A 13380-nucleotide genomic window follows, 5' to 3' on the forward strand; every position below is an offset into this window, starting at 1 on the left:
GCAAGCCACCTCAGCGCAGCGAACCACCCCAGCGCAGCGAACCACCCCAGCCAACAGGACGACGACGGCCCGGCCGGCTTGCGCCCGTGATTGGCACCGCGCGCAAGATGCTCCAGGAAGCCCTGGCCCAGGCCGGCTACCCCCGGCACCTCCTGGTGGCCTGCAGTGGGGGACCGGACTCCCTCGCCCTGGCAGCAGTGGCGGCTTACTTCGCCCGCCGCGGCCACGTCGACGGCCACCCTGTCACGGTGGGCGCCGTGGTGGTGGACCACCAGTTGCAGGAAGGTTCCGCCCACGTGGCGGCCGAAACAGCCCGCGTCCTGAAGGAACTGGGCCTTGCCCCCGTGGAAATCCGGACCGTGACCGTGGGCGGGACGGGACTCGGCCCGGAAGCCGCCGCACGCGAAGCCCGGCACGCTGCGCTCGAAGCAGCAGCGCAGGACCAGGGCGCGGATGCCATCCTGCTGGGACACACGCTGGACGACCAGGCCGAACAGGTGCTCCTGGGCCTGGCCCGGGGTTCGGGAACCAGGTCGCTGGCCGGGATGAGGCCGGTCCGCGGCAAGCTGCTGCGGCCCTTCCTGGGACTCCGCCGGGCGGACACGGAGGAGATCTGCGCCGTCGAGGAACTGGACCCGTGGCACGATCCCAGCAACTCGGATCCGGCCTTCGCCCGTTCGCGCACCCGTGTGGAGGTGCTGCCGCACCTTGAGGACAAGCTGGGTCCCGGAGTCGCCGAATCCCTGGCCCGGACGGCCTCCATCCTGCAGCTGGACGCCGACTACCTGGAGGATGTGGCGGAAAGCACCTTTGCCTCGCTTGTGGAGCGGAACGGCCGCGAACTCAGCCTTCCGGAGGACGCGTTGCGCAGCTTGGCCCCCGCCATCAGGTTCCGCGTCATCGCCAAGGCAGCGGCCGACGTCGGCGGGCAGCAGCCCAGCTACCAGCGCCTTTTGGCCGCGGAAGCGCTGCTGCGGCGGCAGGGTTCGGCCGGCCCGGTGGAGCTGCCCGGTGGCGTGAGCGTGTACAGGTTGTCGCTGGCGCAGCTGGAGGGATCGAAGGATGCCGGCGTTCCGGCGGCCCACGGCAGCCCCGGCTCCGTTCCCCGCGGAGGCGCACGCTGTGGGAAGCTAGTATTCCGGCCTCAAAAACCGCCCGCAAAATAGTCGCACCCCCGCATCTACACAGGAGCCATTGGTGGATTCAAACGACGTCCAGGCAGACCTCAAGCACGTTCTCTACACCAAGGAGCAGATCCAGCAGCGGATCACCGAGCTCGCTGCTCAGATCGACAAGGACTACGAGGGCCGCGAGATCCTCCTTGTGGGCGTCCTCAAGGGGGCCGTGATGGTGATGGCTGACCTGGCGCGCGCACTCCACAGCCACATCTCCATGGACTGGATGGCTGTCTCCTCCTACGGCTCCGGCACCCAGTCCTCGGGAGTTGTCCGCATCCTGAAGGACCTGGACACGGACCTTATGGGCAAGGACGTGCTGATCGTCGAGGACATCATCGACTCCGGCCTCACGCTCTCCTGGCTGAAGACCAACCTGGAATCCCGCGGCACCGCTTCAGTGGAAATCTGCACCGCTTTCCGCAAGCCCACCGCTGCCAAGGTGGAGATCGACGTCAAGTACGTCGGGTACGACATCCCCAACGAATTCGTGGTGGGCTACGGCCTGGACTACGCCGAGAAGTACCGCAACCTGGACTTCGTGGGCACCCTCGCCCCGCACGTTTACGAGTAGGCTGCGCCGCCCGGACCTTGCGTAAAAACATTGGCATCAAGGACGTGGCGCTGGCCGCGGGAGTGTCTGTCACCACGGTCTCCCATGTCCTGAACGATGTTGCCTACGCGCGCGTCAGCGCCGAAACGCGCGATAAGGTCCGGTCCGCGGCCGTGCAGCTGGGCTACGGGCCGAACCGCCTGGCGCAAGCATTGCGGAGCCGGCGCACCGGAATGCTGGGCCTGGTCAGCGAGGACATCGCCACCACTCCGCACGCGGGCAGCATCCTGCTGGGGGCCGATGATGCTGCCCGCGCCCGCGGTTACACCCTGATGGTCATCAACACCTCTGGCTCCGCCGGCCCGGCATCCCGGGAAGCAGACGTGGAGGCGCTCCTTGAGCGGCAGGTGGACGGCATCCTCTACGCCACGATGTACCACCGGACCGTGGACGCTCCGCCCAACCTTGGAAAGGTGCCGGCGGTCCTCGTTGATGCAGTCAGCACCGGCGAGCCATTCACCTCCGTAGTCCCGGACGAATACGGCGGGGCTGGTACCGCCGTCGAAACACTGCTCGCCGCAGGGCACGTCCGCGTCGGCTTCATCAACAACACCGAGGACGTGCCCTCCACCCGCGGGCGGCTCCGCGGCTTCCGCGAAACCCTGAACCGGGCCGGGCTCGACGGCGGCGCCGCACCCGTGCAGTCAGCCTCCTCCGATGCACAGGGCGGCTACGACGCAGCCCGCCGGATCCTCCAAGGTGGCAACCCGCCGTCGGCCTTGTTCTGCTACAACGACCGGATGGCCATGGGAGCCTACCGGGCAGCCGCCGAGCTGGGCCTGTCCATCCCCGCGGACCTGTCCGTGGTGGGTTTTGACGACCAGGAACTGATCGCCGCCAACCTGCACCCCGGGCTTACCACCGTTGCCCTGCCGCACTACGAAATGGGTGCGTGGGCCGCGGATCGGTTGATCGACACGGTTGAGGGAACGCAGCTGCCGGAGGCCGCCGTTCCTGAACCAGTGCTCCTCAACTGCCCCCTGGTGGCCCGCGGCTCCGTGGCCGCGCCCCGGATTTAGGCCCTAGGCTCCTGTGTGAAGGCGGGGCGGCGCCAGTACGCCCACAGGGAACTTTTGCCCCACACCATGCGTGATCTACTCCGGACGGTGTATAGCTAGAAGCTGACGCAGCACCATCACGCGCGCAGAGTACTCGCCGTGCAGCACTACCAGGAGGGACGGGGCCAGGCCCCGAACAGATGAAAGCTAAGAACTTCTTCAAGGGCCCGGGCATCTGGATCGTCGTTGTGATCGGGATGCTCCTGGTGGCCTTTGCAACGCTCGCTCCCGGCGGTGCAGCCCGGATCGACACAGATAAGGGCCTGGAACTGCTCTCCGGCGACAAGGTGGAGCAGGCAAAGATCTTCGACGGCGAAAACCGTGTTGACCTGGTGCTGAAGGACAACCTCCAGCTGGAAGGCCAGGACAAAGGCAAGAGCGTCCAGTTCTTCTTTGTGGATGCGCGCGCCCAGGACGTGGTTAAAGCAGTCACTGATGCAAAGCCGGCCGAGGGCTTCACGGACCAGCCGATCGAAAGCAACTGGTTCTCCGGCCTGCTCTCGCTGCTGATCCCGGTCATCCTGCTTGGTGCCCTGTTCTGGTTCCTGATGACCCGGATGCAGGGCGGCGGCTCCAAGATCATGCAGTTCGGCAAGTCCAAGGCCAAGATGGTCAGCAAGGACATGCCGCAGGTGACGTTCGCAGACGTGGCCGGCTCCGACGAAGCTGTGGAGGAACTGCAGGAGATCAAGGAATTCCTGCAGGAACCGGCCAAGTTCCAGGCTGTTGGCGCCAAGATCCCCAAGGGCGTGCTGCTGTACGGCCCTCCGGGTACCGGTAAGACCCTCCTCGCCCGCGCCGTCGCCGGTGAGGCCGGCGTCCCCTTCTTCTCCATCTCCGGCTCGGACTTCGTGGAAATGTTCGTTGGCGTGGGTGCCTCCCGCGTCCGCGACCTCTTCGAACAGGCCAAGGCCAACTCGCCCGCCATCATCTTCGTGGACGAGATCGACGCTGTCGGACGCCATCGCGGTGCCGGCATCGGCGGCGGCAACGACGAACGCGAGCAGACCCTCAACCAGCTGCTGGTGGAGATGGACGGCTTCGACGTCAAAACCAACGTCATCCTCATCGCCGCGACCAACCGCCCGGACGTCCTGGACCCCGCACTGCTGCGGCCGGGCCGTTTCGACCGCCAGATCGGCGTGGAAGCACCGGACATGATCGGCCGCGACCAGATCCTGCAGGTGCATGCCAAGGGTAAGCCCATGGCGCCCGCCGTGGACCTCAAGGCCGTTGCCAAGAAAACGCCCGGCTACACCGGTGCGGACCTCGCCAACGTCCTGAACGAGGCGGCACTGCTGACCGCGCGCTCCAATGCCAACCTGATTGATGACCGCGCCCTGGACGAGGCCATCGACCGTGTGATGGCTGGCCCGCAGAAGCGCAGCCGCGTGATGAAGGAGCACGAGCGCAAGATCACCGCCTACCACGAAGGCGGCCACGCCCTGGTGGCGGCCGCGCTGCGGAACTCGGCCCCGGTCACCAAGATCACCATCCTTCCCCGCGGCCGCGCCCTCGGCTACACCATGGTGGTCCCGGACAACGACAAGTACTCCGTGACCCGCAACGAGCTCCTGGACCAGATGGCCTATGCCATGGGCGGCCGTGTGGCCGAGGAGATCGTCTTCCACGATCCCTCCACCGGCGCCTCGAACGACATCGAGAAGGCCACCGGAACCGCCCGGAAGATGGTCACCGAGTACGGCATGAGCGAACGAGTGGGCGCGGTACGCCTGGGCCAGGGCGGCGGCGAGCCGTTCCTGGGCCGCGACGCCGGCCACGAGCGCAACTACTCGGACCAGATCGCCTACGTGGTGGATGAGGAAGTGCGCCGGTTGATCGACCAGGCCCATGACGAGGCCTACGCCATCCTCACCGAGAACCGCGACGTCCTGGACCGGCTGGCCCTTGAGTTGCTGGAACGGGAGACCCTTAACCAGGCCGAGATCGCCGACATCTTCCGTGACATCCGCAAGCGCGATTTCCGCGAGGTGTGGCTGTCCAAGGAGACCCGTCCGGTACAGAAAGCCGGTCCGGTGGAGTCCCGCCGGGAGCAGGCTGAGCGTGAAGCCCAGGAGGAAGCCAAGCAGGCCCGCCTGGACGAGCCGCTGGACGCCCAGCCGCCGCATCCGCAGGGTGTTCCGGAAGACGCCCCGTTCCAGGGAGGCATCCCCGACTCGGGGCCTGACGCCCTTCGCGGCTAAGCTTTCTTACGTGACCCACTTCGACGACGACGACGTTCCCGCCTCCGCCGGCTATCCGGCGGAGGGCGGCGCCCACCATTCAAAGCACCAGAAGGTGGACCGGCCGCGCATTGAGGCTGCCGTCCGCGAGATCCTCATTGCTATCGGGGAAGACCCGGACCGCGGCGGCCTCGTGGACACTCCCAAACGGGTGGCCAAGGCATATGCCGAGGTGTTTGCCGGGCTGCACCACGACCCCGCCGACGTCCTGTCCACCACCTTCGACCTGGACCATGAAGAACTGGTGCTGGTCAAGGACATCCCGTTCTACTCCACCTGTGAGCACCACCTGGTGCCGTTCCACGGTGTGGCCCACGTGGGCTACATCCCCTCGCATGACGGCAAGGTGACCGGGCTGAGCAAGCTGGCCCGGCTCGTGGATATCTACGCCCGCCGTCCCCAGGTGCAGGAGCGCCTCACCACGGAGATCGTTGAAGCGATGGTCCGCCACCTCAAGCCGCGTGGCGCCATCGTTGTTGTTGAATGCGAACACATGTGCATGTCCATGCGCGGTATCCGCAAGCCCGGAGCAAAGACCGTCACCAGTGCGGTCCGCGGGCAGCTTCATGACCCGGCCACGCGCGCCGAAGCCATGAGCCTTATCCTCGGAAGGTAATCAACAGACCATGGATTCACTCGCTGCAGCGCCGGGAACCGGCCCCGCAACCTCGCCACTGCCCGTCCTGCGCAAACCGCGGCCGGCAGCCCGCTTCGAAGACCTGCCCACCGACCGCACGCTCGTCATGGGCATTGTGAACGTTACGCCGGACTCCTTCAGCGACGGCGGCCAGCACGGCACGGCCGATTCCGCCATCGCCGCCGGGCTCCGGATGTTCTACGCGGGAGCGGACATCATCGACGTCGGAGGCGAATCCACGCGTCCCGGCGCGGAAGACGTCAGCCCCGAGGAAGAACAGCGGCGCGTGATTCCCGTGATCGAGGCGCTGGTCAAGGCCGGCGCCCTGGTCAGCATCGACACCATCCACGCCTCCACCGCGGCGGCCGCACTGCAGGCCGGCGCGGCCATCATCAACGACGTTTCCGGGCTCACCATGGAACCCGAAATGGCCGAGCTCGCGGCGTCCTCCAAGGCCCCGTACATCCTCACGCACCGCCGCGGCGACGCCCGCACCATGAACTCCCTCGCGGAGTACAAGGACGTAGCCGCCGAAGTGGTGGCCGAACTGGCCGGCGTCCGGGACAAGCTTTATGCCGCGGGCGTCAGCCCGGAGCAGATCATCATCGATCCGGGCCTGGGGTTCGCCAAGAACGATGCCCAGAACTGGGAACTGCTGCAGAACCTGGACCAGTTGGACAGCCTGGGCCACAAGGTCCTGGTGGGTGCTTCCCGCAAAAGGTTCCTCGGCACACTCCTGACCGTTGCCGGCAAGACGGCCGCCCCCCAGGAACGTGACGCCGCCACCGCAGCCATTACCGCCATCAGCGCCTACCGGGGTGCCTGGGCAGTGCGCGTGCACGACGTCGGCCCCAGCCTGGACGCCGTGAAGGTTGCCGCGCGCATGGCCGCCCCAAGAACCAGCCAGTAGGCCCAGCCATGGACAGGATTACGCTGACCGGTGTCACCGCCGTCGGCCATCACGGAGTCTTTGATTTCGAACGCCGTGAAGGCCAGCCGTTTGTGGTGGACGCGGTGCTCCACCTGGACTTTGCCAAGGCCGCGGAATCGGACGACGTCCGGGACACCGCGCACTACGGCGAGGTGGCGCAGCGTATTACTGAATGGATTTCCGGCGAACCGCTGAACCTGATCGAGGCGCTTGCTGTGCGGATCGCGGACAGCCTGCTCAGCGAATTCCGGCTTGAGGCCGTGGACATCACCGTGCATAAGCCGCAGGCACCCATCGAGGTTCCCTTCGGCGACGTTGCGGTCAGCGTCCACCGGGCCAGGAATGACGCACGCCTGGACACTGCCGGCCAGGACAACAGGGAGAGACCAGCGCAGGGGGAAGCCGCATGAACTCCATGTATTCCAAGGTGGTGCTTGCCCTGGGCAGCAACCTTGGTGAACGCAACGAGACCCTGACCGAAGCCGTTGCGGACCTGGTTGACCCGCCCGAGGTCCGCCTCCTAGCGGTTTCGCCCATTGTGCAGACCAAGGCCGTGGGCGGTCCGCCGAACCAGCCGGATTTCCTGAACATGGTGATCACTGTCGAAACCAGCCTCACTCCGGAGGAGTTGCTGGAACACTGCCAGTCAGTCGAAAACAAGCACCACCGCGTTCGGGAGGTGCGCTGGGGCCCGCGGACGCTCGACGTCGACATCATTACGTACGGCGACCTGCGCAGCGATGACCCTGTCCTCACCCTGCCGCATCCGCGCGCGGCAAGCCGCGCCTTCGTCCTGTGCCCCTGGTCGCTGATCGAGCCCGCAGCCACGCTGAACGGTGAACGCATCAGCGTCCTTGCCGCCCGGGCTGATGATTTCGGCGACCTTGCCCTGTTCGACGGCTTCGGCGACTTCGACGGCCTGCCCACGGCAGGAGCTGTGGAGGAGCGATGAAACCCCTCAATCCGCTGCGCCTGATGCTGATCTGCGTCATCCTGGCCGTGGCGGGCTGGTCGGCCACGGTGGTGACCAGCCGCTACGGCATGGCCACTCCCGTCCTGCCGGCCACCGCGCTGGCCACGATGGGCGTGATTGTGGCCATCACCCTGATCCTTGGCATCAGGATCCTGCGGTGGCGCAACAGCAACAAACCCAACAGCTCCAAGAAAAAAACACTGCTCGATCCCCTCCTCGCGGCCCGGACCCTGGTGCTCGCGCAGGCCTGCGCCTACGCGGGGACGGTCCTGCTGGGTTGGCACGTGGGAATCTTCCTGGACCAGCTGAGGATCTGGAGCCTGCGCAGCAACCAGGGCATTACCTGGCTGGCGCTGGCGATGGCCGCCGGCGGACTGGTGATGATCGTGGTTGGCTTCCTTGTGGAGCGGTTCTGCAAGATCCCGCCGGAGGATGGCGATACCAACGGCACAGACGGGAAGACGGGCCGATCGGTACGCGGCGAAGCCACAGGGGAAGGCGAATATGCATACCGGGGCGATTGACCCGCCGGGAATCATCTGGCAGCGCGTATCACCAAAGTACGTCACCGTCCGGCTGGTGGAGTGGGCGCTGGCGAACCTCATTACTGTGCTCCTGCTGTCCCTGCCCCTGGTGTTTGTGCTGCTTGGTGTGTGGGCATGGCCGCCGCTGTGGCTTGCCGTCACCGTGCCCGCCGTGGCGCTGGTCCTGGCGCTGTGGAGGCTGGTGCTGATCCCGCGGCAGGTCCGCGCCATCGGCTACGCGGAACGGGATGACGACCTGCTCATCAGGACCGGCATCTTTTTCCAGCGCACCATGGCCGTCCCCTACGGCCGCATGCAATACGTGGACATCGGCGTAGGTCCGGTGGAGCGCGGGCTGGGCCTGTGCACCCTGAAACTTCACACTGCCTCGCCCGGCACCCGCGCGCACATCCCCGGGCTGCCCGCGGCGGAAGGGGCACGGCTCCGTGAACAGCTCGCGGCGCGGGGCGAAGCCAGGCTGGCTGGACTGTGAGGGCAGAGGGACCGCGTCCCGAGCCCGGCGCCCCCAGCACAGCCCCCGCCCCGGCCATTACCGACCCTGCTGCTCCCCGTGTTGCCCCCGCCAACGGAACCGCGGAACCCCAAGGTGTGGCAGCCAGCACGGCCGACGGCGAATGGCTGCGGGTGCACCCGGCGTCGCCTTTTGTACGTGGCTGGGTGGCCCTGGCTGCCATTGGATTCTTTTTCGGCCGGGACGTTTTTGAGCGGGCGCTCCAGGGGCGGCCGATCCTGGAGGACGAGTTCGCCGGCCGCGCGCCCTGGCTGCTGGCCGGTGGCGGCATCATACTGGCGATTGCGGTGCTGGGTTTCATCCTCACCTGGTACTTCACGAAATACCAGGTGTCCGGAGGCTACGTCCGGGTGAATACCGGCTTCATTTTCCGGCAGCAGCGCCAGGCACGGCTGGACCGGGTGCAGGCCATCGACATTGAGCAGCCCCTGCTGGCGCGGATCTTCGGCCTGGCCGAGCTCAAATTCGAGGTGGCCGACGCGGGGGAGTCCGCCGTGCGCCTTGCCTACCTCACCATGGAGGAAGCCCGCCAGCTCCGCGCCACCATCCTGGCGCGTGCCGCGGGCGTGGCCGTGGACCCGTCCCGCCCCGACGGGCCGGCACCCGAGGCGCCGGAATATCCGGTACTGGCGGTGCCGCCGTCGCGCCTTATCGGTTCCCTGCTGCTCAGTGAGCAAAGCGTCTTTGTGCTGCTGGGCGGGGTGGCGTCCGTTGTTCTTTCCGCCATCACTGACAACCGCGGTTTCTACTTTTACCTGATTCCGGCTGCCCTGGGCCTGGCGGCAAGCTACTGGAACCTGTTCAACAAGGGCTACAACTTCACTGCGGCCATCTCGCCGGACGGCATCCGGCTCCGCTACGGGTTGCTGGACACCCAGGCCCAGACGCTTCCGCCGGGCCGGATCCAGGCGCTGAAAGTCGGCCAGCCTCCATTATGGCGGGCGCTGGGCTGGTACCGGATCCAGGTCAATGTGGCCGGGTACGGCGGCGTCGAGAACGCTGCCGAGGGCTCCGCGCGGACCACGCTCCTGCCGGTGGGGAGGCTGGAAGACGTGATGGCGATCCTGGCGCTCGTGCTCCCGGATCCGGGCACGGCGAATCCTGCCGACGTCTTCGGCGCAGGGCTCCATGGCCTGGATTCCGACGGCGGATTCGTCACCACGCCGCGCAGGGCCCGCCTGCTTGCGCCACTGGGGTGGCGCCGGAACGGTTTTGCCGCCACGGACACCGCACTGCTGATCCGGTCCGGCCGCTGTTGGCGTGAACTTGTGATGGTGCCGCACCAGCGGACCCAGTCCCTGGCACTGCATCAGGGCCCGCTGGCGCGCCGGTTCCGCGTGGCTGATCTGGTATTGCACACCACCGTTGGGCCGGTTACGCCGCGGTTGCGGCAGGCCGGCGAGGAGCAGGCACTCGCGCTTTTTGACGCCCAGTCCGCCCGGGCGCGGCTGGCCCGGAAGCGGCAGACTACTGAACAGTGGCTGGCCCAGGTGGCCCCTGGCACCCCGCTCGGTGATGCGGGGCTTCCGGGTAAGCCCGCCGCCGGGCCCGAGCTGGCAAGTGAGCATCAGCCGGCGGAGGGGCCTGCTGAAACCCCGATCCCAACCCAGAAAGGCCAGCATCATGGCTAAGCCCGGGCGCCTCGGCGTCGGAATCATCGGTGCGGGCAAGGTGGGTGCGGTACTCGGCGCAGCCCTGCGCGCAGCCGAACACGCCGTCGTGGGAGTCTCAGCTGTTTCGGACGCAAGCCGTGAACGCGCGGAGACGCTGCTGCCCGGAGTGCCCGTCCTGGAAATCCAGGAAATCGTGGAGCGGGCTGAGCTGGTGCTGCTGGCCGTGCCGGACGACGCCCTGCCTGGACTGGTTGACGGATTGGCGAAACTCGGTGCATGGCAGCCGGGCCAACTGGTTGCGCACACGTCCGGCCGGTTCGGGGTGGGGGTGCTGCGTCCGGTGCGCGCGGCCGGCGCCGTCCCGCTGGCGCTGCATCCTGCCATGACTTTCACCGGGATGAGCCTGGACCTGACCCGGCTGCTGGATTGCACGTTCGGGGTCACCGCCGACGCCGCCATGCTGCCCATTGCGCAGGCGCTGGTGGTGGAAATGGGCGCAGAACCGGTGGCCATTGCCGAGGCCGACCGGATCCTTTACCACGCAGCCCTGGCGCACGGATCAAACCATCTGGTGACCCTTGTGGCGCAGGCTTCCGAGCTGCTGCGCGATGTCGGCGTCGAATTGCCGGAGCGGATGCTGGGTCCGTTGTTGCGGGCCACCCTGGAGAACGCGCTGGCGTCGGGGGAGTCCGCCCTGACCGGGCCGGTGGCGCGGGGCGATGTGGGAACCGTGAAAGCCCACGCGGAAGCCTTGCGGGAGTTCGACGGCGGACGGCAGGGCGATGTGCTGGCGGCTTACCTTGCCATGGCGCGCGCCACAGCCCTCCGCGCCGAGGGGCGCGGGCTGCTCAAACCTGACCAGCTGGGGGAACTGCGCAAGGCCCTGGAACCGGAGGAAGACTGAAGATGCCCATCAAACTCGTCACAACTGTTGCTGATCTGCACTCCCAGAGCGCCCAGCTCCTCACCGATAAAAACGGAACGTCCCAGGGCCTGGTTCCAACGATGGGCGCACTCCACGAGGGGCATGCCGCGTTGGCGCGGACCGCCGTCGAGCAGAACGACGTTGTGGTGGCCACCATCTTCGTCAATCCGCTGCAGTTCGGTGATGCCACGGACCTGGACCGCTATCCGCGGACGCTGGATGCCGACCTTGCCCTGCTGGAAGCGCAGGGCGTGGACCTGGCTTTTGCGCCGTCCGTGGAGGAGGTGTATCCCGGCGGCGAACCGCTGGTGCGGATCACCTCCGGCAGGCTCGGTGAGAAGTGGGAGGGGGCTTCCCGGCCCGGCCACTTTGACGGCGCCCTCACCGTAGTGGCCAAGCTGCTGCATTACGGAACCCCTGGGGCCGGGCTGTCCGCTGGCAAGGCGGTAGACAGTGAGGGGGCGCCGGGCGGCCTGCCGGCCTACCGCGCCTACTTCGGCCAAAAGGACGCCCAGCAGTTGGCGCTGGTCCGGCGGATGGTGTCGGATCTGAACTTCCCGGTGGAGATCGTGGGCGTGCCCACGGTCCGCTCAGCCGACGGGTTGGCGCTCTCCAGCCGAAACCGCTTCCTGTCCGACGACGAGCGCGAGGCTGCGCTGGTGCTGTCGCGGGCGTTGCGGCTGCTTGAGGAGCGGGCAAAAGCGCGGGAGCCGCTGGACCTGGAGTCTGCGCAGACGATGGTGCAGTCGCAGCCGCTGGTGGGGTTGGACTACTTCGATGTTGTGGATCCTGACACGCTTGAGCCCTTGGCGGAGAACTGCCGGGAGACGCCGTTCCGGGGTGAGGCTTTGGCCCTCATCGCTGCCAAGGTGGGGCCGGTGCGGCTGATCGACAATATGCCGCTGAGCTCCTAGCGCCAGCGCTTTCCCCTGCTTGAGCTGCTGGCGCTTGTAGGTTCCTGAACCTGTTGCGCAGGCGGAAGGTACCGGGCCGTGGGCTGGCTTACCGCAACACGTAGTGGGGTTTATCTGCGCTAAATTCCAGGCCGGCCGCGGCTGGTCATCAACTGTTCGAGGAGCGCCTGTTCTGGACGGCCCGGGTTCCGGGCGACGCAGCGGCGGAGCCTGGCCCTGGCGAGCTCCTCGCCCGGCTCGTGGCTGCAGAGGATCTCGTCGATGATCTCTTGGGCCTGCCATCGAAGTGACTCGATGGCGAACTGGCGGATCTCGGCGGGAGTGTCGCCACTCATCCACGGATCGGGATCCGAGGGCACGCTTTGGAACATCCGCTCTGCTGACATAGGAGCCTCCTTGCACCAATCCGAGCGGCCGGTGGGCTGGCCCCTGCGGCGTAGTAAGCACTGCGCGTAAGCGAACACTACCGCGGGGAAGACCGGTCTGTCTTCCCCTCACGGCGGTAAACTGGAATTGTCATGAATCCAGAAGCGGAGTATCCAGCAGTCAATGCGATTGACCAGGCATTGTCAGCCGAGCCTGCAGCGGCCGTTCATGCGCCTGTGGTTACTGAACCGCCCGCCCCGGAGAGTGCCGCCGCCAAGTCCGTGGCCAGGATCATGACGGTGGCTTATGAGCTTTTCTCCCGGCGAGGCGTCCGGGATGTCGGCGTGAATGAACTGATTGAGCGGTCCGGCGTGGCAAAGGCCACGTTCTATCGCCATTTCCCGTCGAAGGACGCCCTGGTCCTGGCCTTCCTCGAACAGCGGGACAAGCAGTGGACCGTGGAGGCCATCGTCTCCGAAGCCCGGCGCCGCGGAAACACACCCACCGAGCAGCTGTTAGCCATTTTCGACGTCTTCGGAGACTGGTTCCTGCGGGAGGACTTCGAGGCCTGCTCCTTCATCAACGTCCTGCTGGAGATGGGCCCGGCGCACCCGCTGGGCCAGGCCAGCATCGACTACCTCGCGAAAATCCGGGGACACGTGCAGGCGTTGGCGACAGAAGCCGGGCTGGAGCGTCCAGACGAGTTCGCACGGTCATGGCACATCCTGATGAAGGGCTCCATCATCTCCGCCACCGAGGGCGACATGCAGGCAGCCAAGCGCGCCCAACAGATGGCCGGCTGGCTGATCGAGCACCACCGCTGAAGCTGAGTTGATTGTGCCAGTGGGGGCCGGTGTGCAGCCCAAAGCAACCTCT

The 13380-nt window shown here is 66.8% G+C and carries 15 protein-coding genes; 14 read left to right on the forward strand and 1 reads right to left on the reverse strand.

What is annotated here, in order from left to right; translation table 11 throughout:
* Positions 1 to 107 precede the first annotated feature (107 nt).
* The 13 genes from tilS (at position 108) to BMX78_RS14085 (ending at position 12138) form a co-directional block, all read left to right on the forward strand.
* Positions 108 to 1166 (forward strand): tRNA lysidine(34) synthetase TilS, encoded by a 1059-nt coding sequence (gene tilS / locus BMX78_RS14025; RefSeq protein WP_091420502.1) that lies wholly within the window; start codon positions 108 to 110, stop codon positions 1164 to 1166.
* Positions 1167 to 1197: 31 nt separating this feature from the next.
* Positions 1198 to 1749, forward strand: coding sequence for a hypoxanthine phosphoribosyltransferase (hpt, locus tag BMX78_RS14030; RefSeq protein ID WP_018770260.1), 552 nt, complete (start codon positions 1198 to 1200; stop codon positions 1747 to 1749).
* A 17-nt stretch (positions 1750 to 1766) separates the two neighbouring features.
* Positions 1767 to 2807: a LacI family DNA-binding transcriptional regulator gene (locus BMX78_RS14035; RefSeq protein ID WP_286139018.1), complete on the forward strand. Its 1041-nt coding sequence runs from the start codon at positions 1767 to 1769 to the stop codon at positions 2805 to 2807.
* A gap of 179 nt (positions 2808 to 2986) precedes the next feature.
* Entirely contained in the window at positions 2987 to 5050 is a 2064-nt protein-coding gene (gene ftsH, locus BMX78_RS14040; RefSeq protein ID WP_091420316.1) for an ATP-dependent zinc metalloprotease FtsH, read from the forward strand.
* A 10-nt stretch (positions 5051 to 5060) separates the two neighbouring features.
* Positions 5061 to 5705, forward strand: a complete 645-nt coding sequence (gene folE / locus BMX78_RS14045; RefSeq protein WP_091420318.1) for a GTP cyclohydrolase I FolE — start codon at positions 5061 to 5063, stop codon at positions 5703 to 5705.
* A gap of 10 nt (positions 5706 to 5715) precedes the next feature.
* Positions 5716 to 6636 carry a dihydropteroate synthase gene (gene folP / locus BMX78_RS14050; RefSeq protein ID WP_091420320.1) on the forward strand — a complete coding sequence of 307 codons (921 nt, stop codon included), beginning with the start codon at positions 5716 to 5718 and terminating at the stop codon, positions 6634 to 6636.
* A gap of 8 nt (positions 6637 to 6644) precedes the next feature.
* Positions 6645 to 7067: a dihydroneopterin aldolase gene (gene folB, locus BMX78_RS14055; protein WP_286139019.1), complete on the forward strand. Its 423-nt coding sequence runs from the start codon at positions 6645 to 6647 to the stop codon at positions 7065 to 7067.
* On the forward strand, positions 7064 to 7609 hold the full coding sequence (gene folK / locus BMX78_RS14060; RefSeq protein WP_091420321.1) for a 2-amino-4-hydroxy-6-hydroxymethyldihydropteridine diphosphokinase: 546 nt from the start codon (positions 7064 to 7066) through the stop codon (positions 7607 to 7609). The genes folB and folK overlap by 4 nt, the downstream gene beginning before the upstream one ends.
* Complete coding sequence (locus tag BMX78_RS14065; RefSeq protein ID WP_091420323.1) at positions 7606 to 8154, forward strand: DUF3180 domain-containing protein; 549 nt, start codon at positions 7606 to 7608, stop codon at positions 8152 to 8154. Before folK ends, BMX78_RS14065 begins: the two co-directional genes overlap by 4 nt.
* Positions 8135 to 8647 carry a PH domain-containing protein gene (locus BMX78_RS14070; RefSeq protein WP_091420325.1) on the forward strand — a complete coding sequence of 171 codons (513 nt, stop codon included), beginning with the start codon at positions 8135 to 8137 and terminating at the stop codon, positions 8645 to 8647. The genes BMX78_RS14065 and BMX78_RS14070 overlap by 20 nt, the downstream gene beginning before the upstream one ends.
* Positions 8648 to 8763: 116 nt before the next feature.
* Positions 8764 to 10317 (forward strand): PH domain-containing protein, encoded by a 1554-nt coding sequence (locus tag BMX78_RS14075; protein WP_286139029.1) that lies wholly within the window; start codon positions 8764 to 8766, stop codon positions 10315 to 10317.
* Positions 10310 to 11203, forward strand: a complete 894-nt coding sequence (locus tag BMX78_RS14080) for a Rossmann-like and DUF2520 domain-containing protein (RefSeq protein ID WP_091420326.1) — start codon at positions 10310 to 10312, stop codon at positions 11201 to 11203. Before BMX78_RS14075 ends, BMX78_RS14080 begins: the two co-directional genes overlap by 8 nt.
* Positions 11204 to 11205: 2 nt before the next feature.
* Positions 11206 to 12138 (forward strand): 4-phosphopantoate--beta-alanine ligase, encoded by a 933-nt coding sequence (locus tag BMX78_RS14085; protein WP_091420328.1) that lies wholly within the window; start codon positions 11206 to 11208, stop codon positions 12136 to 12138.
* A gap of 119 nt (positions 12139 to 12257) precedes the next feature.
* On the opposite strand, the gene BMX78_RS14090 is transcribed toward BMX78_RS14085, so the two are convergent.
* Positions 12258 to 12524, reverse strand: a complete 267-nt coding sequence (locus tag BMX78_RS14090; RefSeq protein ID WP_091420330.1) for a hypothetical protein — start codon at positions 12522 to 12524, stop codon at positions 12258 to 12260.
* A 132-nt stretch (positions 12525 to 12656) separates the two neighbouring features.
* On the opposite strand from BMX78_RS14090, the gene BMX78_RS14095 reads away from it, so the two are divergent.
* On the forward strand, positions 12657 to 13328 hold the full coding sequence (locus tag BMX78_RS14095) for a TetR/AcrR family transcriptional regulator (protein WP_502686296.1): 672 nt from the start codon (positions 12657 to 12659) through the stop codon (positions 13326 to 13328).
* Positions 13329 to 13380 lie beyond the last annotated feature (52 nt).

The organism is Arthrobacter sp. OV608 (assembly GCA_900110595.1).
Taxonomy (GTDB): Bacteria; Actinomycetota; Actinomycetes; order Actinomycetales; family Micrococcaceae; genus Arthrobacter.